Origin of the sequence: Microbacterium sp. PF5 (assembly GCF_004794315.1) — a bacterium.
Taxonomy (GTDB): domain Bacteria; phylum Actinomycetota; class Actinomycetes; order Actinomycetales; family Microbacteriaceae; genus Microbacterium; species Microbacterium sufflavum.
This window is the reverse complement of the sequence record NZ_SSDQ01000109.1, coordinates 42,706-67,337: the sequence shown is the minus strand read 5'-3', so window position 1 is coordinate 67,337 and position 24,632 is coordinate 42,706. Positions and strand designations below refer to the sequence as shown.

The following is a 24,632-nucleotide window of genomic DNA, read 5'->3' as shown; positions in this document are numbered from 1 at the left end:
GCAGGTACAGTCGCATTCATGGCGAGAAGAATTGTGCATCAACTGGTCGACGATATCGACGGCAGCGTCCTGGAGGTCGGTGAAGGCGAGACCGTGCATTTCTCGTTGAACGGAACGTCCTACGAGATCGATCTGAACGCGGCGCACGCGGAGGAATTGCGCGCCGCACTCGAGCCGTATATCTCCGCGGGCCGCCGCGCCGGGAGCGGATCATCCGCGCCGTCACGCTCGAGTTCCACCCGGAAACGGCCGGCACGCAACCCCGAAGTCGCGGCAATCCGCGCGTGGGCGAATGAGAACGGCTACACGCTCTCAGAACGCGGGAGGATTCCCGCCCCCATCCTCGAAGCCTACAAAGCGGCCCAGTGACACGGTCCCGCCCCGCCTCACGGTCGGGCGGGATCTTCTTTTGCGCCGCCCGTCGCCCACGGCTCATCGCGGAGGGTGATCTCCTCCGTCATGTCCTTCAGGAAGCGGATCACGACATCACGCTCGGCCGAAGACAGCCGAGCGGCTGCATAGAAGCGCTTCGCCTGCTGTCGGCCGACGGTCTCCATCGCGGCGTGCCGCGTCTCCGGCGTGATGGTGATGGCGAGCGCACGACGATCGGTCGGATGAGGCGACCGCCGGATGTGCCCGCCCTTCTCCAGCCGGTCGAGGAGCTTGGTGGTCGCCGCCGTGGACACGCCCAGGTGATGCGCGATGCCGCTGGGGGTCGCGACCATCGCACGGTTGGCACACACGATCAGATAGTGCAGCGCGCGCATGTCGGTCTCGTTGAGCTGCATGTATCGCCGCGAGGCCTGCGACAGCCGCTGCTCGGCGTCTCGAAGATCGCTCAGCGCCTCCATGACGAGAGCGATCTGGCGCAGATCCTCCGGGGGCACCCCGGTGCGATCGATCAGTGTGCTGCGCGGGTCGCTCGCGTCGACGTGGTAGATCGATCCGTGACTCAGCCCGTCTGCGCTCTCCGTCGAGGCCGATTCAGCGGAGGAGTCCGCGGCCACAGCCGCCCCGGAGCGCAGGGTGGTGCGGGGCTCGGTGTCCATGCGATCATGTTACACACGAACAGATTCATGCTAAGTTGATATTTCACCAAGTTAGCTAAAGGACGGGGAAGTCATGCAACAGGTCACGCTCCTCGCGGAAGACGGGACAGCCGTCGGCGTCCTTCCCAAGCACGAGGTCCACACGTTCGACACCCCCCTCCATCTAGCCTTCTCGTGTTACGTCCTCGACCCGTCCGGTCGCGTCCTCGTCACGCGGCGCGCCCTAACCAAGCGCACCTGGCCCGGCGTCTGGACCAACAGCTTCTGCGGACACCCTCAGCCCGGCGAGGACATGGCGGACGCGGTGCGGCGGCACGGCCTGCACGAGCTCGGCCTCCGGGTCGACCAGGTCCGCCTCGTCCTCCCCGACTACCGCTATCGCGCCGTGGATGCGAGCGGCATCGTCGAGAACGAGATCTGCCCCGTGCACGTCGCCGTGCTCGATCACGATCCCGTCGCCAACCCGCAGGAGGTGTCGGAATGGGCCTGGGTCGACCCGGGGGCGCTGGCCGAGGCCGTGGCCCTCGCTCCGTTCGCGTTCAGCCCGTGGATCGTCGAGCAACTGCCACGCCTCCGCAGCCTCGGTGAGGTCTGAGCCATGAGCACGACCATCACGCACGAAGACCTCGGTACTCGGATCGAGGAGGTCCTGCGGCGGCGCTTCGCCGAGCGCGCCGTGGCCGCCGAGCATCACGGGGCCGAGTTCGCCGCGCTCTGGAACGAGGCCGCCCAGCACGCCCTCGGCGGCAAGCTCCTGCGTCCGCTCATGCTGATGGAGCTCTTCCCCGCGCTGGCGACGACCGTGCCCACCCGACGCGAGACCGAGGGCGCGATCGACGTGGCCGCGCACGTCGAGCTGTTGCACTTCGCGTTCCTGCTGCACGACGACGTGATCGACGGCGACCTCACGCGGCGCGGGCGGCCCAACCTCATCGGCTCGCTCGTGGCGCGGCGCCCCGACGAGACCGCGGCCGCCGCCCTGCACTGGGGACGCGCGAGCGCGATCCTCCTCGGCGATCTGCTCCTGTCGACCGCAGTGCTCGGCTTCGCCCGCGCCGAGGTGAGCGCCGACGGCCGCGAGCGGCTGCTGGCCCTGCTCGACACCACCGTGTTCGAGACCGTCGCGGGTGAGCACGCCGACGTCGCCCTCAGCGATGGCATCGTCACGCCCGACCTGCGGACCATCCTCGCCACGAGCGCGTCCAAGACCGCGACCTATTCTTTCGTGCTGCCGCTGCGCGCCGCTGCCGTCCTCGCCGGAGCCAGCGCGGAAGCCGAGGAGCAGCTCACCCAGATCGGCACCCACCTCGGACTGGCCTACCAGCTGCAGGACGACCTCCTCTCGGTGTTCGGCGACCCGCACGCACACGGCAAGGACGCCTTCTCCGACCTCCGAGAGGGCAAGGAGACCGCGATCATCGCGTACGCGCGCATGACGAGCCACTGGCCGAGCATCGAGCTGCGCTTCGGCACGGCCGACCTCAGCGCGTCCGACGCCGGCGACATCCGCGACCGTCTGCGCGAGTGCGGCGCCGAGCGCTTCGTCCGCGGACTCGTGCAGGAGCAGCTCACCGCCGTGTCGACCGTGCTCGCCGAGGCGGAGGAGTCCGGCACGCTCAGCCCCGCGGCCGGGCGCACGATCCTGGCGATCGCCGACCGCATCGAGGGCCGCCGCCGATGAGCCCCCGCCCCGTCGAACGCCCGGATCCCGCCGCCCTGCGCCGCTTCAGTCGCACCGCCGAGATCGCCACCACCGACGTCATCCGCACCTACTCCACCTCGTTCGGTCTCGCCACCCGGCTTCTCGGCACGCGGCATCGCCAGCACGTGCGCAACATCTACGCCATGGTGCGTATCGCCGACGAGATCGTGGACGGGGTCGCGGCCGAGGCCGGGTTAGACGCCTCGGCGCAGGCCGCGGCACTGGACTCGTACATCGCCGAGACCCACCGCTCGATGCGCACCGGGTACAGCAGCGACTTGATCCTGCACGCGTTCGCCCGCACCGCGAGGGAGTGCGCCATCGGCGAGGACCTGACGGGGCCGTTCTTCGACTCCATGCGTGCCGACATCTCCCGCGACGCCGGGTTCACCGCCTACGACGCGGACGCCCACGCCGCCTACGTCTACGGCTCGGCCGAGGTCGTCGGGCTCATGTGCCTGCAGGTGTTCCTCCGCGATGCCGACCGCACCCCGGAGGAGCGGGAGATCCTGCACCGGGGAGCCCGGCGGCTCGGAGCCGCGTTCCAGAACGTCAACTTCCTGCGCGACCTCGCCGACGACACCGACCGCCTGCAGCGCGGCTACCTCGGTGGCACCGAACGGCTCACGGACGCCGACCGCGACGCCTGGGTCGCCACGGTCGAACGCCAGCTGGCCGACGCCCGCGCCGCGATCCCCCTCCTGCCGAAGGACGCGAGGGCGGCCGTCCGCAGCGCGCTGGCGCTGTTCGCCGCACTCACCCGCCGCGTCGCGAAGACCCCCGCCGCCGAACTCTACCGCCGCCGTGTGCGCGTGCCGGACCCGGTGAAGGCGCTGCTCGCGGCACGGGCCGTCGCGACCACCGCGTGGGAGCGTGACCGATGAGCCGCGTCGTCGTGATCGGTGCCGGTGTCGCGGGGCTCGCGACCGCGGGGCTCCTCGCCCGCGACGGACACGAGGTCGTGGTGCTGGAGCGCAACGACCGGGTGGGCGGACGCGCCGGAACGCTCGAACGCGAGGGCTTCCGCTTCGACTCCGGCCCCTCGTGGTACCTGATGCCGGAGGTGTTCGACCACTTCTTCCGGATGATGGGCACCAGCACCGAGGAGCAGCTCGACCTGACGCTGCTCGACCCCGGGTACCGCGTCTTCCGCGCACCGGAGTCGGCGGAGGGCGCTGTCACCGTTCCCGCGGGCCGCGATGCCGTCCGACGACTGTTCGACGACCTCGAGCCGGGCTCCGCTGCCACGCTCGACCGCTACCTCGACTCGGCGTACCACGCGGGCACCATGGCGCAGCGCTACTTCCTCTACAACCCGTTCACCCGCACGCGCTCCCTCGCGGCCCCGGAAGTGCTGCGTGCCCTCCCCCGCCTGTTCTCCCTCCTGGGAACCCGACTCCAGTCGTTCGCCGCCCGGCGCTTCCGCCACCCCGTGCTCCGGCAGATCCTGGGCTACCCGGCGGTCTTCCTCGGCACCGATCCGCGCAGCGCCCCCGCGATGTACCACCTCATGAGCGCGCTCGACCTCGATCAGGGCGTGCTGTACCCGCAGGGCGGATTCTGGCGCGTGGTCGAGCGGATCGCGGCCCTGGCCGAGGACTCGGGCGTCCGCATCGTGACGGGAGCCGAGGTCACCGGCATCCTCACGCGGGACGACAGCGCCGGGACGCACGTGTGGGGCGTGGGGTGGACGGACCCCAGCGGAGACCAGCACGTGGAAGAGGCGGACATCGTGGTGTCCGGCGCCGACCTGCACCACACGGAGACCGCGCTGCTGCCGCCGTCGCTGCAGTCGTACCCCGAGTCGTGGTGGGCGCGGCGGACAAGCGGGCCCGGCGGGGTGCTGGTCATGCTCGGGGTACGGGGATCGCTGCCGCAGCTGCCGCACCACTCCCTGTTCTTCACCGACGACTGGGACGCGAACTTCGACGCGATCTTCGGGCGCACCCCGCAGATCCCCGCACCGGCGTCGACGTACGTGTGCCGCCCGAGCGCGACCGACGCCGACGTCGCGCCCCCCGACCACGAGAACCTCTTCGTCCTCGTCCCGGTGCCCGCCGATGTCGACCTCGGCCACGGCGGATCGGACGGATCCGGCTCGCCGCAGATCGAAGCGGCCGCCGACGCCGCGATCGACATGATCTCCTCGTGGGCGGGGATCCCGGACCTGCGCGAACGCATCGTGGTGCGCGAGACCGTGGGACCTGCCGACTTCCACGACGACTACCACTCCTGGCGCGGCGGAATGCTGGGCCCGGCGCACACCCTGTCGCAGAGCGCGATGTTCCGCGCGCAGAACGCGTCGCGCCGAGTCCGCGGGCTGTACTACGCGGGCGCCACGACGGCGCCCGGGGTCGGCGTGCCGATGTGCCTGATCAGCGCGGAGCTGGTGCTCAAGCGCATCCGTGGCGACCACTCGCCCGGTCCCCTCCCGGAGCCGGCGCCCTCGGAACGGACGGCCCGGCCGTGACCGGCGCGATCTACCTCGGCGCCCTGCTGGTGTCGCTCGGGTGCATGCTGCTGCTGGACTGGCGCTTCCGCCTGTTCTTCTGGCGCGACGTGTTCGCCGCGGCCGTCGTGACGGTGCTCGGGGTCGCGTTCTTCCTCGTCTGGGACGTGGCGGGCATCGCCGCCGGGATCTTCTTCCGCGGTGATGCGATGATCGCGACGGGCATCGTCCTCGCCCCGGAGCTGCCGATCGAGGAGCCGGTCTTCCTGGTGTTCCTGGTCGTGTGCACCATGGTCCTGTACGGCGGTGCCGTGCGGATCATGGAGCGCCTCCGCGCACGGTCGCCCCGCGCGGAGGTCGCCCGATGACGTATCTGCAGCTGTCCGCCGTGTTCCTGGCCGTCGCCGCAACGGGCGGCCTCGTCGCCGCGCTCGTGGCCCGGCGCGGTCCCCACGCCGGCGCTCTGACCGCCACCGCCCTGACCCTCCTGGCGCTCACGGCCGTGTTCGACACCGTCATGATCGCGACCGGGCTCTTCCACTACTCCCCCGCACATCTCGTCGGCGTACACATCGGTCTCGCTCCGCTGGAGGACTTCGCCTATCCGGTCGCCGCGGTGCTGCTGCTGCCCGCCGTGTGGACCGCCCTGCGGGCGCGACGTTCCCGTAGGGGGACCTCGGCCGCGGCGACCGCAGCCGCCACCGAACGGGAGGAGCGCGCATGAGCCGGGCGTCCGTGCCGCGCACGGGAGTCGGACACGACATCGCGCAGATCCTCCTGTCGTCGCGGCCCATCAGCTGGATCAACACCGCCTTCCCGTTCGCCGCCGCCTACCTGCTCAGCACGCGCGAGATCGATCCCACGTTCGTCATCGGCACGCTGTACTTCCTCATCCCCTACAACCTGGCGATGTACGGCATCAACGACGTGTTCGACTACGCGTCCGACCTGGCGAACCCGCGCAAGGGCGGGATCGAGGGAGCACTGCTGTCGCCGCGCATCCACCGCGCCACCCTGTGGGCCGCTGCCGCGACCAACGTGCCGTTCCTCGTCTACCTGTTCGCGGTCGGCAACCCTGCGTCGTGGTGGTGGCTCGCGGTGAGCGTGTTCGCGGTGATCGCCTACTCCGCGCCGGTGCTGCGCTTCAAGGAACGGCCGTTCCTCGACTCGATCACGTCGAGCACCCACTTCGTCAGCCCGGCCATCGTCGGCCTCGCCCTCGCGGGAGCTCCGGTCTCGGCGGCGACCGTGGTCACGCTCGGCGCGTTCTTCCTGTGGGGCATGGCGGCGCACGCGTTCGGCGCCGTGCAGGACGTGGGGCCGGACCGCGAGGGCGGCATCTCGTCCATCGCCACCGTGATCGGTGCCCGAGCCACCGTGCGCCTCGCGATCGGCCTCTGGGCGGTGGCGGGGGTTGCGATGCTCCTCACGCCCTGGCCCGGCCCCCTCGCGGCGGTACTCGCCGTGCCCTACATCGTGAACGCCGCACCGTGGTGGAACGTCACCGATGACACCTCCGGCAGGACCAACCGCGCCTGGCGCCGCTTCATCGCCCTCAACTACATCGCCGGCTTCCTCGCCACGATGATCCTCATCCTCGCCTGGGTCTCCTGACTCCGACGCCCCCGCGACGAACCCACCTCCTCCCGAAAGGAACCCGATGTCCCGCCCCGCCGAAACGCCGACCCCGCCGTCCCGAGAGCGCGTCCGTCGCCACTCGTGGCTGCGGGTCTTCCTCCCGGTCCTGCTGATCCTGGTGTGGCTGGCCGGGGCGTCGTTCGGTGGCCCCCTGTTCGGCAAGGTCGACGAGGTCTCCTCGAACGACCAGACCACGTACCTGCCCGAATCGGCCGACGCGACCACCGTGCAACAGCTCCTGGGTGAGTTCAACGACAGCGACGCGATCCCGGCCATCGCGGTGTTCACCTCGGACCAGGAGCTGACGCAGACCGAGCTCGACGCGATCAGCGATGCGGTCGCCGACGCTCCGTCGGTCGAGGGCGTCGCGGACGACGTCTCGCCCGCGCTCCCCTCCGACGACGGGAAGGCCGTGCAGGCGTTCATCCCGATCGAGGGCGACGCGGAACTCGCCGATACCACCACGGCGCTCGGCGAGGAGTTGCGCGCGGCGGTCCCCGACGAGGTCACGGTCTACATCACCGGACCGGCCGGTTTCAGCGCCGACCTGGTCGCCGGCTTCTCGGGGATCGACGGCCTCCTGCTCGGGGTGGCGCTGCTGGCGGTCCTCGTGATCCTCGTCCTGGTCTACCGGTCGTTCCTGCTGCCCCTCGTCGTGCTGTCCACGAGTCTGTTCGCGCTGTGCGTCGCGCTCCTGGTGGTGTGGTGGCTGGCGAAGTGGGAGATCCTGCTGCTGAGCGGACAGACCCAGGGCATCCTGTTCATCCTCGTGATCGGCGCCGCGACCGACTATGCGCTGCTCCTCGTCGCCCGCTTCCGTGAAGAGCTGCGCGTCGCGCAGGACAAGGGCGTCGCGCTGCGGGCCGCGTGGAAGGGCTCGGTCGAGCCGATCGTCGCGTCAGGCGGCACCGTGATCGCCGGACTGCTGTGCCTGCTGCTCAGCGACCTGAAGTCGAACAGCACGCTGGGGCCGGTCGCCGCGATCGGCATCGTGTTCGCGATGCTGTCGGCGCTCACACTGCTCCCGTCGTTGCTGCTGCTCTTCGGGCGCGCGGTGTTCTGGCCCCGCCGGCCCCGTTTCGAGCCCGAGGTCGTCGCGGAGGAGCACGGCATGCGCACCACCGGGCTGTGGGCTCGCCTCGCCGGCGCGGTGAAGAAGCGCCCCCGGGTGATCTGGATCGTGACGACGCTCGTGCTCCTGGCCGGAGCCGCCGGAGTCACCCAGCTCGACGCGGTGGGAGTGCCGCAGTCCGACCTCGTGCTCGGAGCCTCTGAGGCGCGCGACGGGCAGGTCGCGCTGGGCGAGCACTTCCCCGGCGGGTCGGGCAGCCCGGTGTCGGTCGTGGTCGACGAGGAGCGCATGCAAGACGCGGCGGACGTGCTCCTGTCCAACGACGGGATCGACGGGGTCACGGTGACCGCCGCCGACTCCCCGAGCGGCTCCGCGCCGATCGACGAGGACGGGATCACGGCGGTCGGCCCTCCGGGAACCCCCGCGCCGGATCCCACGGTCGTGGACGGTCAGGTGCTGCTGCAGGGGACCCTGACCGACGCAGCGGACTCCGCCGAGGCTGCCGCGACGGTGCGGGAGCTGCGCGTCGAGCTCGACGACCTCGGTGCGATCGTGGGCGGCGTCACGGCGACATCGGTCGACACGAACGATGCCTCGATCCACGACCGCAACCTCATCATCCCGGTGATCCTGCTCGTGATCATGCTGATCCTGATGCTGCTGCTCCGGTCGATCCTCGCCCCGGTGCTGCTGATCCTGACCACGGTGCTGTCGTTCGGAACCGCGCTCGGCGTGTCCGCGCTCGTGTTCAACGGGATCTTCGCGTTCCCCGGCGCCGACCCGGCCGTCCCGCTCTACGGCTTCGTGTTCCTCGTGGCCCTGGGCATCGACTACAACATCTTCCTGATGACCCGCGTGCGCGAGGAGTCGAAGCAGCACGGAACACGCGAGGGCATCCTGCGCGGGCTCTCGATCACCGGGGGCGTCATCACCTCTGCCGGCCTCGTGCTCGCCGCGACGTTCGCCGCCCTCTCGGTGATCCCGATCCTGTTCCTCGTGCAGCTCGCGTTCATCGTCGCGTTCGGCGTCCTGCTCGACACGTTCGTCGTGCGCTCGCTGCTCGTGCCCGCTCTCACGTACGACATCGGGAAGGCCATCTGGTGGCCGTCCGCGCTGTGGCGCCGCGGGAAGCCGTGACGACGGGATCGCGGGAAGGGTGCCCTCGACAGGATTCGAACCTGCGACCTGCCCTTTAGGAGAGGGCTGCTCTATCCTGCTGAGCTACGAGGGCGCGCACCCCAGTCTACGGGACCGGGATGCGCGCCCTCGGCCGCTCAGGGTCAGGCCGCGAGGGCGAGGTACGGCTCCCACCGCGGGTCGCTCCGCTCGGACCCCCGCACCGTCCAGGCGGTGCCGTGGGGTGGGCGCGGCGTGAACCGCAGCTGCCACCGCATCTCCTGCGGCGTGCGATTGCTCTTGAGGTTGTTGCACCGCAGGCAGCACGCGACGAGGTTCTCCCACGAGTCCGCTCCCCCGCGCGACCGGGGCAGGACGTGGTCGATGGTCGATGCCGACTTGCCGCAGTAGCCGCAGCGGTGGTCGTCGCGGCGGAGCACCCCGCGCCGGGTGACCGGAACACGTCGCCCGGTCGGCACCCGCACGTAGCGGGACAGGATGATCACGGCTGGCCGGTCGTAGACACCGTGCGTCCCCCAGACGGGGTCGTCTTCGACGCGCTCGATCACGGTCGCTTTCTCATTCATGACCAGGACCAGTGCTCGCTTGAACGACACGATCGCCAGCGGCTCGTACCCGGCGTTCAGGACCAGTGTGCGCATTCGTCATCCTCTCGATCCGCCGGGACGGCTTCCCGGCACTCTCGACTCACACGGCATCGCACAGGTGGTGGAGTGCACGCAGGGACGAAAAAAGGCGCTGTCTAGAGACAGCGCCTTTCGCGCGCGGCAGGACCGCGGCATCCCTGCGGGCGATGCTGAAGGACGTGACGACCGAGGGCATCCATGGTTCGGATGGTCGGTATTCGCTCCATCAGCCTCTCCCGCCTGTTCGACGACGGGTTCAGGCTAACCCATCCCACAGGGGGCAGGGCGCAACAGCGGGTGAACGATCGGAGGTGTGTCCGTCAGCCGGCGTTGATCGAGAGCCAGTTGCCCGGCTCCACCAGGCCGCCGTTGATCCACACCTCGAAGTGCAGGTGGTTCGCGGTCGAACGTCCCGTGCTGCCGACGTAGCCGATGAGCTGACCGGCCGCGACGCTCTGGCCGGCCTGCACCTGACGCGAGCCGTAGAGCATGTGGCCGTACGTGGTCTGCACGCGCTGGCCGCCGATGACGCTGTCGAGCATGACGCACACGCCGTAGCCGCCGATGTTCTCGGCCGAAGCCCGGACGACGCCGGCCGCAGCCGCGTAGATCGGGGTGCCCGCGGGTGCGAGCATGTCGATGCCGTTGTGACCGCCGCCGATGGTGCGGCTGACGTGCCACGAGCCGAGCGGCAGCGGATAGCGCACCTCGCCGGAGCCCGGCGCGGTGAGCGCGTAGCCGGCCGTGTTGAAGCGACCGCCCGACGACGAAGCCGCAGCGGTGGCGGCGGCCGCGGCGCGAGCGGCAGCGGCCTCCTCGGCCTTCTTCTTCGCGATCTCGTCGGGAGTCGTCGCGCTGAAGGTGCCGCGCACGACAGGAGCGGAGGTCGCCTCGGAAGCGACGACCAGCGACTGCGCGTCGACCGCGGCGAGCTGCTGCACCGTCGTGGTGGCGGCGTCGGCCGGCTTGGACGCGGCGTAGGCGGGAAGCGCGACGGCGGCGACCAGTGCACCGACGGCACCGAAGATCGCCACCGACCGGAGAGGCTTGACCACCTTTCGCGCCGTCACCTTCGGTGGGGTGCGGCGAGCCGGAACTCGATCTTCAGGTGTCTTCTCGGTCGGTTCGATGTCTGCGGCCAAAACGTGGTCCTCCTGGGCCTTCGCACCTCGGGTGTGCTGGCTCATCGGCGCTCTCCTCGATGGCGCGGATGGGGAATCGGGTACGAGAGTCATCCGTGCCGAGAAGACGATGAGCCTGAAGGCGTATCTTCGCGGTCCATCCCCAACGGGCTTCTTCGCTGAGGACCTGACCGAGGTTACCGGAAGATAACGATCATGTCACCCTGGGAAACTGGCAATCCTCGGTGAGGCCGTCCGACGCCCCGAGACGGTGCGCGACGAACCGCGATTCTGCGGCGCGATCAGGCCGGTTCGCCCACCAGGAAGATGTGCGACGCGAGCTCGACGGGAAGCTCGAGCCCCTCGTCCTTGCCGTCCATCTGGATGAGGACGTAGCCCTCGTTGAACCGGAAGTCACCGCGCGCCCCCGGTACGACGCCCGCATCGCGCAGCTGCTCCAGCAGCTCGGGGTCGACCTGCGCGGGCTCGGCCAGACGACGCACCGTGCCCTCGACGGGCTCGCCCGCCGCGTTCAGACGCTGCACCAGACCGACGACGCCCTCATCGAACGTGCGGGCCGGGAGGTCGCCGAGCTGATCCAGACCGGGGATCGGATTGCCGTAGGGCGACTCCGTGGGATGCCCGAGCAGCTCGACGAGGCGGCGCTCCACCTGCTCGCTCATCACGTGCTCCCAGCGGCAGGCCTCTTCGTGCACGAACGCCCAGTCGAGTCCGATCACATCCGACAGCAGTCGCTCGGCGAGACGGTGCTTGCGCATCACGTCGACCGCCTTGCGGCGACCGGCGTCGGTGAGCTCGAGCGTACGATCCTCGGAGACCACGACGAGCCCGTCGCGCTCCATCCGCCCGACCGTCTGCGACACGGTCGGTCCGGAGTGGCCGAGCCGCTCGGAGATGCGCGCGCGCAGCGGCACGATGTTCTCCTCCTCGAGTTCGAGGATGGTGCGGAGATACATCTCCGTGGTGTCGATCAGATCGGTCATGTGCGGGCCCTCCGAAGTTCTTAGGCAAGCCTACATTCCCGCGGGGACATCGGATCGACCGCGGGCGGGGCGGCCCCGTGCGCTCCCCCTAGAATCGACCCATGGCGATCGAGATTCCCGGTGACCTCCTGCCCGCTGACGGGCGCTTCGGCTGCGGCCCCTCGAAGGTGCGGCCCGCACAGCTGGAGGCGCTGCTCTCCTCCGGCTCGTCGATCCTCGGCACCTCGCATCGTCAGGCGCCCGTGAAGAACCTCGTCGGCAGCGTGCGCGAGCGGCTCGCCGCGCTGTTCCGCATCCCGGACGGATACGAGATCCTGCTCGGCAACGGCGGCGCCACCGCGTTCTGGGATGCCGCGGCGTTCGGCCTCATCGAGCGTCGTAGCCAGAACCTCGTGTTCGGCGAGTTCGGCGGCAAGTTCGCCGCCGCCGCCGGGGCCCCGTGGCTCGAGGCCCCCGACGTGCGCAGAGCGGAGCCGGGATCCCGCACGCAGGCCGCATACGTCGACGGGATCGACGTGTACGCGTGGCCGCACAACGAGACCTCGACCGGCGTGAGCGCTCCGGTGTCGCGCGTTGACGCCGACGGGGCCCTGACCGTGATCGATGCGACGAGCGCGGCGGGCGGCATCGACTTCGACGTCGCACAGGCCGATGTGTACTACTTCGCCCCGCAGAAGAACCTCGGGTCGGACGGCGGACTGTGGTTCGCGGCCGTCTCGCCCGCCGCGGTCGACCGCATCGAGCGCATCGCCGCTTCGGGCCGCTACATCCCCGAGTTCCTCAGCCTCAAGCAGGCAGTCGACAACTCCCGACTCAACCAGACCCTCAACACCCCGGCGCTGGCCACGCTGCACCTGCTCGACAGCCAGCTGCAGTGGATCCTCGACAACGGCGGCCTCGCCTGGGCTGCGGCGCGCACCGCGGAGTCGTCCACCGTGCTGTACGACTGGGCCGAGGCCTCCACCGTGGCGACGCCGTTCGTGTCCGACCCGGCACACCGCTCGCCGGTCGTCGCGACGATCGACTTCGACGACAGCATCGACGCGGCAGCGATCGCGAAGACGCTGCGCGCCAACGGCATCGTCGACACCGAGCCGTACCGCAAGCTCGGACGCAATCAGCTGCGCGTCGCGACGTTCGTCTCCATCGAGCCCGACGACATCCGTCAGCTCACGCGCTCGATCGACTACGTGCTGGAGAACCTCGGCGGCTGAGCGCCGGGACTCACTCCTCCTCGTCGACCTCGCCGGCGTCCGCACCGCGGACGTCGGCGTCGTCGTCTTCGGCGTCGTCGGCGTCTTCGTCTTCGTCTTCGGCGTCGTCGTCTTCGGCGTCGTCGTCTTCGGCGTCGTCGTCTTCGGCGTCGTCGTCGACATCTGCGTCGTCGTCCTCCGCGTCGTCGGATGCGGAGTCGTCGAGTTCGTCGTCGGATGCGGAGTCGTCGAGTTCGTCGTCGGATGCGGAGTCGTCGAGCTCGTCGATGTCGACGCCGTCGAGGTCGCCGGCGTGAAGGATGTCGGACGCCTCGTCGTCATCCTCGTCGAGCTCGTCGTCCAGGACATCGTCGAGTTCGACGTCCGCGGCTCCGTCTGACCGGTCGCCGTCATCGCCGTCCGTTGCCGCCGCAGCCGCGTCGGCGAGCTCGGCCTGGTGCGCGCGATACTCCGCCAGGCGCTCGGCCCAGGGCACCCATTCGGGCGCGAGGAGTGCGCCGTCGCCCGGCAGGAGCTCGGCCTCCAGCACCGTGGGCTCTTCGTCGTCGACGCGGGCCACCGTCACGGTCCAGTACCACCCCGGATATCCGGCCAGCCGGTTCTCGAAGCGCAGCGAGACCGATCCGTCTTCCTCTGCGATGTATCCGGCGGCCGGCCCGATGGTGGACGCGGGAGTGAACTCGCGCAGCGCTGCGAGCGCGAGATCATGGGCCTCGACGAGGCGGGCGTCAGCCTCAGGCTTCGAGGTCATCAGCGACCTTGCGCAGAACGGCTGCGATCTTGCGGCCGTGACCGGAGGACGGGTACCGCCCGCGACGCAGATCGCCGCCGATGCCGTCGAGCAGCTTCACCAGGTCTTCGATGATGATCGCCATGTCGTCGGCGGGCTTGCGCTTGGCCTTCGCCAGGCTGGGCGGGGCCTCGAGCACCCGCACGGACAGCGCCTGCAGGCCGCGCTTGCCATCGGCGACGCCGAACTCCACGCGCGCACCCGCCTTGATCGCGGTGCCGGCCGGCATCGCGGAGGCGTGCAGGAAGACGTCCTGGCCGTCATCGCTGGCGATGAAGCCGAAACCCTTGTCTTCGTCGTAGAACCTGACCTTGCCGGTGGGCATGGGTGAACCTCGCTGGTATCGAAAAGCAGAACAGAGCGCGCTCGTGCGCGTGCGTCCAGCCTACCGGTCGCGGGGCGAACGGAACCGACCGCGCCGGGGCGAGTAGTCTGGAGCGGATGAGCACGCAGAGCCCCGGACCGGAGGTCCCCATCCGCCGGATCGATCGCATCCTGGCGTTCACCGCACTCGGGATCGCCGCCGCCTCCGTGGTGTGCTTCTTCGCGATCATCATCGGCACCGCCACGGGCATGGACCGCGCCGCGTTCGGTGAAGGCGCGTGGCCGGTCGTCGCCGCGATCCCCTACTGGGGGCTGCCACTCGCGTTCGTGCTGATCATCACCCTGCTGATCATGAGCTTCGTCCGGAAGGGTCGCGCGCAATCGCGTCGCTGAGCCCCCGCCGATGAGCACGCACGCACGACCGCTGGCCGACCGCCTGGCCGCAGCGAGCGATGCCGAGCTCCGAGAGCTGTTCGCCGCCCGCGGCGTACGCCCCGACGCGACGTGGCAGGACTTCTTCGATGCGGCCGAGGCCCTGCTGGAACCGTCCTCCCTGAGCCGAGTCCTCCCGGCACTCACCGCCGCGGAGGCCGCGTCCCTCGTGGATGCCGTCGCCGGTGAGCAGCCGGGCGAGGGCCGCGAGCGACTGGTCGCCCTCGCCCTCCTGCGCGCCGATGGGACACCGCAGCCGCCCGTGGACCTGCTGGTCGAAGGCCGCGCGCGGCCGACGCCGATCGACACCACTCCCCCCGCGCCGTCCTCCGAGGCCACGTCGGCTCACGCCGCCGAGCGCGCCTTCACCACCGTCGCGCGCCTCGCCGACCTCCTCCTCATCGCCAGGGAGCGGCCCTTCGCCCTCCTGCTCGGCGGAGCGGTGAGCGCCGGCGAGAAGCGACAGCTCGCCGAGGCCGGGCTGCCCACCGAGGCCATCGACCTGCTCTCCGGACTCGCCGTCCGTGCCCGGCTGGCGGCCCCGATCGACCGTCGGCTGCGGACGACCGCACTCGCCGAGGAATGGCTGCGCTCTTCCGTCGCCGCCCGCTGGACGCTCCTCGCGACCGCCTTCCGCGACTCCCTGCCGCGCGGTCTTCGCCCGGCGACTGCCGGGTGGATCCCGGTGTCGCAGTGGCCGCTCGCGCACCCCTGGGACGCCGCCTGGACGGAACACGCCGCTGAGCTCACGGAATCGGCCCGGCTGATCGGTCTGATCGCCGACGACGGCACCGAGCCCCCCTGGGCCGCGCCGCTCCGACGCGGAGAGCCCGCCGACGCCCGCACCCTCGTCGCACAGCTCCCGGCGGAGGTCGACCGCATCTTCCTCCAGAACGACCTCACGGCCATCGCTCCCGGTCCGCTGCAGCCCGCCCTCGACGTGCGACTGCGCACGATCGCCGTCCGGGAGTCCGCTGCACAGGCCTCCTCCTACCGGTTCACCGCCGAGTCGGTGGCCCACGCCTTCGCCACCGGGGAGAGCGAACACTCCATCCTCGACTTCCTCGGCGCGATCTCCCTCACCGGAATACCCCAGCCGCTGGGCTACCTGGTGGCGCAGACCGCCCAACGGCACGGCCTCATCCGGGTGTCCGTCGACGGCGAGACGGGGCGCACCCGGATCGAGAGCAGCGACCCGCACGTGTTGGAAGCCCTCGCGGTCGATCAGGCGCTCCGACCGCTCGCGCTCACAGCCCACGTGGGCTCGCTCACCACGCGAGTGGCACAGGACACCGTGTACTGGGCGCTGACGGACGCCCGCTACCCCGCGAGCCTCGTCGACGAGGACGGAGCGATCGTCGTGCGCGACCGCCACCCCGCCGCTCCCCCGGCCGACGGACACGACCCCGCTGACGACTACGACACGCTGATCGCCCGGCTGCGCGATCGCCAGGGTCCGGACGCCGATGCCGCCTGGCTCGACCGGGAGCTCGAAGCCGCGGTGCGAGCCAAGGCCGTCCTGCGTGTGACGGTCGGCATGCCGGACGGCTCCACGCGGGACCTGCTCCTGGAGGCCACGGGTATCGGCGGCGGACGGCTGCGCGGCCGCGACAGGGCCGCCGACGTCGAGCGCACGCTCCCGGTGTCGAGCATCCGCGCGGCGACCGTCGTGGCCCCGTGAGGCCCTGCCCTCCGGACGGCCGGTAGACTGGTCAGCTATGTCTGATGGCCCCCTGATCGTCCAGAGCGACCGCACCGTGCTGCTCGAGGTCGCCCACGCCGACGCCGAGAGCGCCCGACACGAGCTCGCGATCTTCGCCGAGCTGGAACGCGCGCCGGAGCACATCCACACGTACCGCATCACCCGCCTGGGACTGTGGAACGCGCGAGCCGCCGGGCACACGGCAGAAGACATGCTGGAGACGCTCGACCGCTGGTCGCGTTTCCCGGTGCCCCCGTCGGTCGCCGTCGACCTGCGCGAGACCGTCAACCGCTACGGGCGGCTCGTCATCGAGCGCGACGACGAGGGCGTGCTGATCTTGCGGTCGACCGATCCCGCCGTGCTGGCGCAGGTCGCGAACAACAAGCGCATCCAGCCGCTGCTGATCGGCCACCCGACTCCCGAGACCTTCGTGGTCGACGCGTGGGCCCGCGGACAGATCAAGCAGGAGCTGCTGAAGATCGGCTGGCCCGCGGAGGACCTCGCGGGCTACACGCCCGGCACTCCGCACGAGATCGAGCTCGCCGAGGACGGCTGGCACATCCGCCCGTACCAGCAGGACGCGGTCAACGCCTTCGCGAAGGACGGCTCCGGCGTCGTGGTCCTCCCCTGCGGCGCGGGCAAGACGATCGTCGGGGCCGGAGCCATGGCCGCGACGAAGACCACGACGCTGATCCTCGTGACCAACACGGTCTCGGCGCGACAGTGGCGCGACGAGCTGCTCAAGCGCACCAGCCTCACACCGGAGGAGATCGGCGAGTACTCGGGGCAGTCGAAGGAGGTCAAGCCGGTCACCATCGCGACCTACCAGATCCTCACCGCCAAGCGGAAGGGCGAGTACGCGCACCTGGCGCTGCTCGACGCCTTGGACTGGGGCCTCATCGTGTACGACGAGGTCCACCTCCTGCCCGCGCCGGTGTTCAAGCTGACCGCCGACCTCCAGGCCCGTCGCCGCATCGGCCTGACCGCGACGCTCGTCCGTGAGGACGGCCGCGAGGGCGACGTCTTCAGCCTGATCGGACCGAAGCGCTTCGACGCTCCCTGGAAGCAGATCGAGGCGCAAGGGTTCATCTCCCCGGCCGTCTGCTACGAGGTGCGCGTGGACCTTCCGCCGAGCGACCGGCTGGAGTACGCCGCGGCGACCGATGACGAACGCTACCGCCTCGCCGCGTCGGCGCCCGCCAAGATCGACGCCGTCCGCGAGCTGATCGCGAAGCACGAAGGAGAGCAGATCCTCGTGATCGGCCAGTACCTCGATCAGCTCGACTCGCTGTCCGATGCGCTGAACGCACCGCAGATCACCGGATCGACGCCGGTCGAGGAGCGCGAGGAACTGTACCGCGCCTTCCGCGAGGGCGACATCTCGCTGCTCGTGGTGTCGAAGGTGGCGAACTTCTCCATCGACCTGCCCGAGGCCTCGGTCGCCATCCAGGTGTCCGGCTCGTTCGGCTCACGGCAGGAGGAGGCCCAGCGGCTCGGACGGCTCCTGCGTCCCAAGCAGTCCGGGCACACGGCGAGCTTCTACACGCTCGTCGCTCGGGACACGATCGACCAGGACTATGCGCAGAACCGCCAGCGGTTCCTCGCCGAGCAAGGCTACAGCTACACGATCATGGACGCGGACGCGATCGCCGCGGCCGCCTAGCCTCGGCGGCGCGGCTTCCGGCGCTCCGAAGGTAATCAGCAACCGCATGGCCGAAGTCACCATAATGGGGACATGACTGCTGCGCGCATCCTGGTCGTCGACGACGAGCCCAACATCCGCGACCTGCTCTCCACGGGTCTCAGCTTCGCCGGGTTCCAGGTGAAGACGGTCGCCAACGGCGCCGCCACGATCTCGGCCGTCCTCGAGGAGGAGCCGGACCTCATCATCCTGGACGTCATGCTGCCGGACATGAACGGCTTCAGCGTGACCAAGCGCCTCCGCGGCGCCGGCTTCACCGCTCCCATCCTGTTCCTCACCGCCAAGGACGGCACGGACGACAAGATCGAAGGCCTCAACGCCGGCGGCGACGACTATGTCACCAAGCCGTTCAGCCTCGACGAGATCGTCGCCCGCGCCCAGGCCATCCTCCGTCGCACCATGCAGGCCGACGAGGAGTCGATCATCCGCGCCGGCGAGCTGTCGATGGATCAGGACACCCACGACGTCTACGTCGGCAAGGAGCCGATCGAGCTGAGCCCGACCGAGTTCAAGCTCCTGCGCTACCTGATGCTCAACCCCAACCGGGTGCTCTCGAAGGCTCAGATCCTCGACCACGTCTGGGAGTACGACTTCAACGGCGACGCCGGCATCGTCGAGAGCTACATCTCCTACCTGCGTCGAAAGATCGACCCGCACACGGAGGAGTCGCTGATCCAGACGAAGCGCGGCTTCGGCTACATGCTCAAGGTCGGCAAGACGGTCTGACGACGTCGCACGGAACCGCCCTCGACGGCGGGATCGCCACAGCAGGGAGGGCCGCATGGCGCACGAGCCGGATGCGGTGACCACGTGGTGGCGGCGGATCAGCCTCCGCGCCAAGGTCACCGGCGTCACGGTCGCCGTGCTCGCGCTCGGTCTGCTGGTGGCCGGGATCGGCACGGTTCCGCTGCTGCGCAACGCGCTCGTGGAGAACATCAACGCGCAACTTCCGGCCCTCGTCACGAGCGATCTGATCGAGCGCTACTTCGACACCACGACGATCGACGGCGTCACGACCTACACGCCCCGCGACGAGAAGCCCCGCGACTTCTCTTTCGCGGTGTACGACGCGGAGGGCGCGCTGCGCGCCACGGCCCCCAGCGCGTCGGGTCGCGCCCCCTTCTTCCCCGCGGAGTACTCGCTCTCGGAGGCACAGGCGAACGAGGACAAGGTGCTCGCGCTCGAGGGGGACAACGGCAGCGTCTACCACGGGGCCGTCGCCCTGGTGCAGCAGGAGGGCACGCCTCTCAGCATCCAGATGGTCGCTCTGCCGTTGGCCGAGGCCGATCGCATCATCAGCCAGTACTTCGGCATCTACATCACGATCGCGCTGATCACGATCTTCGTCGCCGCATTGCTCACGCGCGGCCTGGTGACGCTGACGTTCCGGCGGCTGGGGCAGGTCGAGCAGACCGCCATGTCGATCGCGGCGGGCGACTTCCGACAGCGCCTCACCGACCTGGAACCGACCACCGAGGTGGGCCGCCTCAATGCCGCGATCAACACGATGCTCGACCGCGTCGATCGCTCCCTCGCGCAGCGCGACCGGACCGTGCAGCACATGCGACGCTTCATCGGAGACGCGAGCCACGAGCTGCGCACCCCGCTCGTGAGTGTCCGCGGCTACGCCGAGCTCTATCGCATGGGCGCGATCACGGGCGAAGAGGACACCGCCAGGGCCATGGAGCGCATCGAGAAGGAAGCGATCCGGATGGGGGTGCTGGTGGAAGACCTGCTGGCGCTGGCTCGGCTCGATGAGGAGCGCGAGCCCACGATCGAGCCCCTCGACCTCCGGCCGATCGCGCGCGACGCGGCGCTCGACGTACGGGCGGCAGCACCCGGCCGGGTGGTCTCGGTGATCGACCGGACGCTGGAGAACGTCCCCACGGCGCCGGTGCGCACGCCGATCGTCCCGATCGAGCCCGAGCGCACGACCCCGCGCGTGCGGCCGCTCGCACCGCTGTCCCGGCTGCGCCGCCGCGCCAAGCAGAACGAGGAGCCGCCGGCCATCGACTTCAGCGAGGTGCAGGACATTCCCGTCCGGACACCGCCGATCGTGCTCGGCGAGGAGAACAAGGTGCGCCAGGTCGTGACCAACCTCTTGGGCAACGCGCGGCGCTTCTCCCCCGCCGACAGCCCCATCGAGATCGTCGTGGACTCGGATCGCCTGGCGGGAACGGCGAGTATCGCCATCGTCGATCACGGCGAAGGCGTGCCGCCGCAGATCCGGGAGCAGATCTTCGAGCGGTTCTGGCGAGCGGACACTTCGCGCGCGAGGGAGACCGGCGGATCCGGGCTGGGCCTGGCGATCGTGGCCTCCATCCTGAAGGCGCTCAACGGCGACATCGCGGTCTCCGAGAGCCCGGGGGGCGGGGCGACCTTCACGGTCACGCTGCCCCTGGCACCGGCCCAGGCCACGCCGGCCCACCTGCTCGAAGACACGCAACCGCTCGACCCGCTCGATCTGCCCTGACTGCGGCGTGCGGCGCTGGCTCTGCACGGAGTCGTGAGCGGACGAGGTGTCCCCAGGACGCAGGGGTGACCCGCCTCCCGTCCGCTCCATCGACGGGGCCTCACTTACCGTCGGAAGCTCCGAGATGAAGGAGTTCCTCATGACCGTATTCACCGTCGACACCGATGCCATGCACGCCGCGCACGCCTCCACCCGCGCGACCATCGAGCGTCTGCGTGCCGAGTCATCGACGCTCATGGCGCAGCTCAGGCAGTTGCAGTCGTCGTGGGTGGGAACCGCGTCCAATGCGTTCCAGGGGTGTGCCGAGCAGTGGCAGGGCGCGCAGCTCCACGTCGAGCAGGTGCTCGACGGTATCGGCACATCGCTCGGCTCCGTCGCGACGCAGTACGCCGACGCCGACCAGTACTCGGCGAGCATGTTCCGCTGAGCGTCGGCTTCACTTCCCGTGAACACCAGAAAGCCCCCGGCCGGAGCCGGGGGCTTTCTGTGGATGCAGCGGGATCAGAAGTCCATGCCACCCGTGGGGTCACCCACGGGAGCGGCAGCCTTCTCCGGCTTGTCGGCGACGACGGCCTCCGTCGTCAGGAACAGGCCGGCGATCGACGCGGCGTTCTGCAGCGCGGAGCGCGTGACCTTCGCCGGGTCGATGATGCCCTGTGCGAACATGTCGCCGTACTCGCCGCTGGCGGCGTTGAGGCCCTGGCCCGCGGGGAGCTCGGAGACCTTGTTGGCGACGACACCCGGCTCGAGACCGGCGTTGAGGGCGATCTGCTTGAGCGGAGCCTCGATCGCCACGCGGACGATGTTCGCACCGGTCGCCTCGTCACCCTCGAGGGACAGGGCGTCGAGCGCCTTGGTGCCGGACTGGATGAGCGCGACGCCACCACCGGGGACGATGCCCTCCTCGACGGCCGCCTTCGCGTTGCGCACGGCGTCCTCGATGCGGTGCTTGCGCTCCTTGAGCTCGACCTCGGTTGCAGCGCCCGCCTTGATGACGGCCACGCCACCGGCGAGCTTCGCCAGGCGCTCCTGCAGCTTCTCGCGGTCGTAGTCGCTGTCGGTGTTCTCGATCTCGCGACGGATCTGCGTGACGCGACCCTCGATCTGGTCGGCCTCGCCGGCACCCTCGACGATCGTGGTCTCGTCCTTGGTGACGATGACCTTGCGGGCACGACCCAGCAGGTCGAGCGTCGCGTTCTCGAGCTTCAGGCCCACCTCTTCGGTGATGACCTGGCCGCCGGTGAGGATCGCGATGTCCTGCAGCTGCGCCTTGCGACGGTCGCCGAAGCCGGGAGCCTTGACGGCGACCGACTTGAAGATGCCCTTGAGCTTGTTCAGCACGAGCGTCGCCAGAGCCTCGCCCTCGACGTCCTCGGCGATGATGACGAGCTCCTTGCCGTCCTGGATCACCTTGTCGACGATGGGCAGGAGGTCCTTGATGTTCGAGACCTTCTGGTTGGCGATGAGGATGTACGGGTCCTCGAACACGGCCTCCTGGCGCTCCGGGTCCGTGACGAAGTACGGGTTCAGGTAGCCCTTGTCGAAGCGCATGCCCTCGGTGAGCTCGAGCTCGGTGCCGAAGGTCTGCGACTCCTCGACGGTGACCACACCCTCCTTGCCGACCTTGTCGATCGCCTCGGCGATCAGCTCACCGATGGCCGGGTCTGCCGCCGAGATGGACGCGGTCGCGGCGATCTGCTCCTTGGAGTCGATCTCCTTCGCGCTGCTCAGCAGCTCCTCGGTGATGGCGGCGACGGCCTTCTCGATGCCGCGCTTGAGGGAGATGGGGTCGGCGCCGGCCGCGACGTTGCGCAGACCCTCGCGGACCAGGGCCTGGGCGAGCACCGTGGCGGTCGTCGTGCCGTCACCGGCGACGTCGTCGGTCTTCTTGGCGACCTCCTTGACGAGCTCCGCGCCGATCTTCTCGTACGGGTCGTCCAGCTCGATCTCCTTGGCGATGGAGACACCGTCGTTCGTGATCGTGGGGGCGCCCCACTTCTTCTCGAGCACGACGTTGCGACCACGCGGGCCGAGGGTCACCTTGACCGCGTCGGCGAGGATGTTGAGGCCACGCTCGAGGCCGCGGCGGGCCTCCTCATCGAAGGCGATGATCTTTGCCATGAGTTTTGTCGTCCCTCCTGGACGTAGACGGTGGGTTTAGCACTCAGAGTGAGAGAGTGCTAACGCCATTCTGGCACTCGACACCATCGAGTGCAAGCCGCGTCGCCCGCCTGTGGAGGGGCGTCAGGGAGCGGGAGTCTCCTCGGACTGCTCCGGCGCCGACGCTGAGCGATCGAGGCCGATCACGACGGTGAGCTGCTTGCCGCCCGTCTCGTTCAGATCGGCGTAGAAGTCGTCCTGCTTCACCGCAGCGCCGCCGATCACCCCGGCGAGACCCACGGCCGCCTGCTCGTCCGCGTCGTCGACGTAGTAGATGGTCGTCGTGGCGAAGTCGTCGCTCGCGCTGTCCGTGGCGAACACGATCCCCGCCGGCCAGCCGGCATTGATGAGAGTGTCACGCATCTGGTCGTCGAGGCCGGAATCAGGGGTCGCGTTGAGGATCATGACCGAGTAGCTCGGGTCGATCACACCCGTCTCCTCCGGTGTCGGCACCGCGCTGGGGCCTGCCTCGGGGAACAGCTCGATGCGCCCCATGACGACCAGCGAACCGAAGATCCCGGCGATGATCAGAACGAGCGCAGCCACGAAGGACCACAGCAGGACCACCCAGCCGTTCATGCCCGGAGCCTCCGCGCGGTGGGCCCCGACGCGTCCGGAGGCGCGGGGAACGTCATCGAATCGGTCACGGGAGGGCTTGGACACCCCTCGATGCTAGCGGCACGATGCTGGCAATCCGCGACGGAGGCCAGCGAGCGGAGCGAAGCGGGTCCGTCAGCCGACGAAGCCGGGCATGCGCGCCGCCCGTCGGGTGCCCCGGGTGTCGCGGAGCCGTCGCAGCCGCCGCACCAGGACCGGGTCGAACGCCAGGGCCGCCTCGGAGTCGATGAGTCGTCCGAGCAGCTGGTAGTAGCGCGCCGCGCTCATGCCGAGGGTGCTGCGGATGACCTCTTCCTTCATGCCGCCATGCCGCGGCCAGGCGGCTTCGAGGGCGAGGATCGCGCGGTCGCGTTCCGTGAGGTCTCCGAGCATGGCTCCAGGTTAGGACGCGGTGACGCCATCGCCCGCGCGCCACTCCCACCATCGCCCGAGCGGGTCGGCCGCCGCCCGCACCCTGCCGTCGAGCGCGACCACGAAGCCGGACCATGTCGTCGCGTCCACGGACGGCCGCCACACGTCGAGCAGTCCGGGTGGGTCGATCGTGATCCATCGCGCCGGCAGCCCCTGGATCTGCGCGACGAGAGCCTCGCGCGCACGGCGGGGGATGTGGACGAGCACCCCGGGCGTCGTGACGACGGGGGTGGCACCCACAGGCACCATCGCCAGGAGCTCCTCGAGCCTCTCGGCCGCGTTGCCGGCGAGCAGCAGCGGTGGATCGGCTGCAGCGATGTCGAGCGCGGCCTCGATGCGGCGCTCGCGCCCGGACTCCCCCGGCCACACGAGCCCGCGCAGCCACCGCCGGTCTCCGTCGTCCGCGGCATCGAGCGGTGCGAGATCGATGCCGCCCCGCCACACGACCTCGGGCAGGCGAACACTCGGCATCGTCCCCGTCACCCGACTCTGCAGCACGACCGGGGAGGGACCGTCGTGCGGGTCGACGGCGAGCCGTTCGGAGCCCTCGGCCGTCACGTAGCGATACGAGTACCGGTCGGGGTACAGGCAGAGACCGGCCGATGCGCCGAGCTCGAGAAGCGCGATCGGCCCCTCGATCTCGGAGAGGACCGGGAGCAGCGCCGCCAGCCGCAGCGGCTCGTTCGTCTGCAGGGACCGCGCCGCGCACTCGGCCACGAGCACGTCGGCGTGCGCCAGGACGAAGGCGCGCCACGCCGCGTAGTCCTCGAGCGGGGCGCCGAGCAGCCGGGACACCGCGAACACCAGCGGTGGCTGGCGGTGCGTCTCCGGGATGCGACGCAGCACATCGCGCAGCGGCTCGTCATCGCTGACGCCGGCCGCCCACTCCCCGTACAGGGCGCTGCGCCCGGGGGCCTCGTCGCGCGCGAAGCGGGCATAGCGCTCCCGGATCGGGTCGGTCATGCGTCCATTCTGACGCGCAGCGCCGAGACACCGCCGCAGCGTGGA

General features: G+C 70.0%; 26 protein-coding genes and 1 tRNA gene. 16 read left to right on the top strand and 11 right to left on the bottom strand.

What is annotated here, in order from left to right; genetic code table 11:
• Positions 1 to 18: 18 nt before the first annotated feature.
• Entirely contained in the window at positions 19 to 369 is a 351-nt protein-coding gene (locus DW297_RS09160; RefSeq protein WP_136031573.1) for a histone-like nucleoid-structuring protein Lsr2, read from the top strand.
• A gap of 17 nt (positions 370 to 386) precedes the next feature.
• On the opposite strand, the gene DW297_RS09155 is transcribed toward DW297_RS09160, so the two are convergent.
• Entirely contained in the window at positions 387 to 1,049 is a 663-nt protein-coding gene (locus DW297_RS09155; protein ID WP_240744571.1) for a MarR family winged helix-turn-helix transcriptional regulator, read from the bottom strand.
• Positions 1,050 to 1,122: 73 nt separating this feature from the next.
• On the opposite strand from DW297_RS09155, the gene idi reads away from it, so the two are divergent.
• The 8 genes from idi to DW297_RS09115 are packed head-to-tail and all read left to right on the top strand — an operon-like array spanning position 1,123 to position 9,047.
• Positions 1,123 to 1,644, top strand: a complete 522-nt coding sequence (idi, locus tag DW297_RS09150; RefSeq protein WP_136031571.1) for an isopentenyl-diphosphate Delta-isomerase — start codon at positions 1,123 to 1,125, stop codon at positions 1,642 to 1,644.
• A gap of 3 nt (positions 1,645 to 1,647) precedes the next feature.
• The gene (locus tag DW297_RS09145; RefSeq protein WP_136031569.1) at positions 1,648 to 2,730 is read left to right on the top strand and encodes a polyprenyl synthetase family protein; all 1,083 of its coding nucleotides are present in this window, start codon (positions 1,648 to 1,650) and stop codon (positions 2,728 to 2,730) included.
• The gene (locus DW297_RS09140) at positions 2,727 to 3,635 is read left to right on the top strand and encodes a phytoene/squalene synthase family protein (RefSeq protein WP_136031568.1); all 909 of its coding nucleotides are present in this window, start codon (positions 2,727 to 2,729) and stop codon (positions 3,633 to 3,635) included. The genes DW297_RS09145 and DW297_RS09140 overlap by 4 nt, the downstream gene beginning before the upstream one ends.
• Positions 3,632 to 5,221, top strand: a complete 1,590-nt coding sequence (gene crtI, locus DW297_RS09135; RefSeq protein ID WP_136031565.1) for a phytoene desaturase family protein — start codon at positions 3,632 to 3,634, stop codon at positions 5,219 to 5,221. The genes DW297_RS09140 and crtI overlap by 4 nt, the downstream gene beginning before the upstream one ends.
• A gap of 44 nt (positions 5,222 to 5,265) precedes the next feature.
• A complete protein-coding gene (locus DW297_RS09130; RefSeq protein WP_136031609.1) occupies positions 5,266 to 5,568 on the top strand; it encodes a lycopene cyclase domain-containing protein in 303 nt (100 codons plus the stop codon).
• Complete coding sequence (locus tag DW297_RS09125; RefSeq protein ID WP_136031563.1) at positions 5,565 to 5,924, top strand: lycopene cyclase domain-containing protein; 360 nt, start codon at positions 5,565 to 5,567, stop codon at positions 5,922 to 5,924. The genes DW297_RS09130 and DW297_RS09125 overlap by 4 nt, the downstream gene beginning before the upstream one ends.
• Entirely contained in the window at positions 5,921 to 6,814 is an 894-nt protein-coding gene (locus tag DW297_RS09120) for a prenyltransferase (RefSeq protein ID WP_136031561.1), read from the top strand. The genes DW297_RS09125 and DW297_RS09120 overlap by 4 nt, the downstream gene beginning before the upstream one ends.
• A 46-nt stretch (positions 6,815 to 6,860) precedes the next feature.
• Entirely contained in the window at positions 6,861 to 9,047 is a 2,187-nt protein-coding gene (locus DW297_RS09115) for an MMPL family transporter (RefSeq protein ID WP_136031559.1), read from the top strand.
• Positions 9,048 to 9,067: 20 nt separating this feature from the next.
• Here DW297_RS09115 and DW297_RS09110 read toward each other — a convergent pair.
• The 4 genes from DW297_RS09110 to DW297_RS09095 form a co-directional block, all read right to left on the bottom strand.
• Positions 9,068 to 9,141: transfer RNA gene (locus DW297_RS09110), tRNA-Arg, on the bottom strand.
• 49 nt (positions 9,142 to 9,190) lie between these two features.
• The gene (locus tag DW297_RS09105; RefSeq protein WP_136031557.1) at positions 9,191 to 9,688 is read right to left on the bottom strand and encodes an HNH endonuclease; all 498 of its coding nucleotides are present in this window, start codon (positions 9,686 to 9,688) and stop codon (positions 9,191 to 9,193) included.
• 305 nt (positions 9,689 to 9,993) lie between these two features.
• Positions 9,994 to 10,728, bottom strand: a complete 735-nt coding sequence (locus DW297_RS09100) for a M23 family metallopeptidase (RefSeq protein ID WP_240744570.1) — start codon at positions 10,726 to 10,728, stop codon at positions 9,994 to 9,996.
• A 368-nt stretch (positions 10,729 to 11,096) separates the two neighbouring features.
• Entirely contained in the window at positions 11,097 to 11,798 is a 702-nt protein-coding gene (locus DW297_RS09095; protein ID WP_136031553.1) for a metal-dependent transcriptional regulator, read from the bottom strand.
• A gap of 101 nt (positions 11,799 to 11,899) precedes the next feature.
• On the opposite strand from DW297_RS09095, the gene serC reads away from it, so the two are divergent.
• On the top strand, positions 11,900 to 13,012 hold the full coding sequence (serC, locus tag DW297_RS09090; protein ID WP_136031551.1) for a phosphoserine transaminase: 1,113 nt from the start codon (positions 11,900 to 11,902) through the stop codon (positions 13,010 to 13,012).
• 10 nt (positions 13,013 to 13,022) lie between these two features.
• Here serC and DW297_RS09085 read toward each other — a convergent pair whose 3' ends face one another.
• Both DW297_RS09085 and DW297_RS09080 read right to left on the bottom strand, forming a co-directional pair.
• Complete coding sequence (locus tag DW297_RS09085; protein ID WP_136031549.1) at positions 13,023 to 13,763, bottom strand: DUF3027 domain-containing protein; 741 nt, start codon at positions 13,761 to 13,763, stop codon at positions 13,023 to 13,025.
• A complete protein-coding gene (locus tag DW297_RS09080; protein WP_136031547.1) occupies positions 13,747 to 14,127 on the bottom strand; it encodes a cold-shock protein in 381 nt (126 codons plus the stop codon). The genes DW297_RS09085 and DW297_RS09080 overlap by 17 nt, the downstream gene beginning before the upstream one ends.
• Before the next feature lie 116 nt (positions 14,128 to 14,243).
• On the opposite strand from DW297_RS09080, the gene DW297_RS09075 reads away from it, so the two are divergent.
• The 6 genes from DW297_RS09075 to DW297_RS09050 all read left to right on the top strand — a co-directional run bounded on the left by DW297_RS09075 (position 14,244) and on the right by DW297_RS09050 (position 20,862).
• On the top strand, positions 14,244 to 14,519 hold the full coding sequence (locus DW297_RS09075; protein ID WP_136031545.1) for a multidrug ABC transporter ATPase: 276 nt from the start codon (positions 14,244 to 14,246) through the stop codon (positions 14,517 to 14,519).
• A 10-nt stretch (positions 14,520 to 14,529) separates the two neighbouring features.
• Positions 14,530 to 16,239, top strand: a complete 1,710-nt coding sequence (locus DW297_RS09070) for a helicase-associated domain-containing protein (RefSeq protein ID WP_136031543.1) — start codon at positions 14,530 to 14,532, stop codon at positions 16,237 to 16,239.
• Positions 16,240 to 16,276: 37 nt separating this feature from the next.
• A complete protein-coding gene (locus tag DW297_RS09065; RefSeq protein ID WP_136031541.1) occupies positions 16,277 to 17,923 on the top strand; it encodes a DNA repair helicase XPB in 1,647 nt (548 codons plus the stop codon).
• A gap of 72 nt (positions 17,924 to 17,995) precedes the next feature.
• Positions 17,996 to 18,688, top strand: a complete 693-nt coding sequence (locus tag DW297_RS09060; RefSeq protein WP_136031539.1) for a response regulator transcription factor — start codon at positions 17,996 to 17,998, stop codon at positions 18,686 to 18,688.
• Between the two features lie 55 nt (positions 18,689 to 18,743).
• Positions 18,744 to 20,435, top strand: a complete 1,692-nt coding sequence (locus DW297_RS09055) for a sensor histidine kinase (RefSeq protein ID WP_136031538.1) — start codon at positions 18,744 to 18,746, stop codon at positions 20,433 to 20,435.
• 139 nt (positions 20,436 to 20,574) lie between these two features.
• The gene (locus DW297_RS09050) at positions 20,575 to 20,862 is read left to right on the top strand and encodes a WXG100 family type VII secretion target (protein WP_136031536.1); all 288 of its coding nucleotides are present in this window, start codon (positions 20,575 to 20,577) and stop codon (positions 20,860 to 20,862) included.
• 74 nt (positions 20,863 to 20,936) lie between these two features.
• Here the strand turns inward: DW297_RS09050 and groL are convergent, their stop codons facing one another.
• From groL to DW297_RS09030, 4 genes are all read right to left on the bottom strand, one after another.
• Positions 20,937 to 22,556 (bottom strand): chaperonin GroEL, encoded by a 1,620-nt coding sequence (gene groL / locus DW297_RS09045; protein ID WP_136031534.1) that lies wholly within the window; start codon positions 22,554 to 22,556, stop codon positions 20,937 to 20,939.
• A 123-nt stretch (positions 22,557 to 22,679) separates the two neighbouring features.
• Positions 22,680 to 23,258 (bottom strand): LytR C-terminal domain-containing protein, encoded by a 579-nt coding sequence (locus DW297_RS09040; RefSeq protein WP_206252986.1) that lies wholly within the window; start codon positions 23,256 to 23,258, stop codon positions 22,680 to 22,682.
• 69 nt (positions 23,259 to 23,327) lie between these two features.
• Positions 23,328 to 23,585 (bottom strand): DUF3263 domain-containing protein, encoded by a 258-nt coding sequence (locus DW297_RS09035; protein ID WP_136031532.1) that lies wholly within the window; start codon positions 23,583 to 23,585, stop codon positions 23,328 to 23,330.
• A gap of 9 nt (positions 23,586 to 23,594) precedes the next feature.
• The gene (locus DW297_RS09030) at positions 23,595 to 24,587 is read right to left on the bottom strand and encodes a DUF2332 domain-containing protein (RefSeq protein WP_136031530.1); all 993 of its coding nucleotides are present in this window, start codon (positions 24,585 to 24,587) and stop codon (positions 23,595 to 23,597) included.
• Between the last annotated feature and the right edge of the window lie 45 nt (positions 24,588 to 24,632).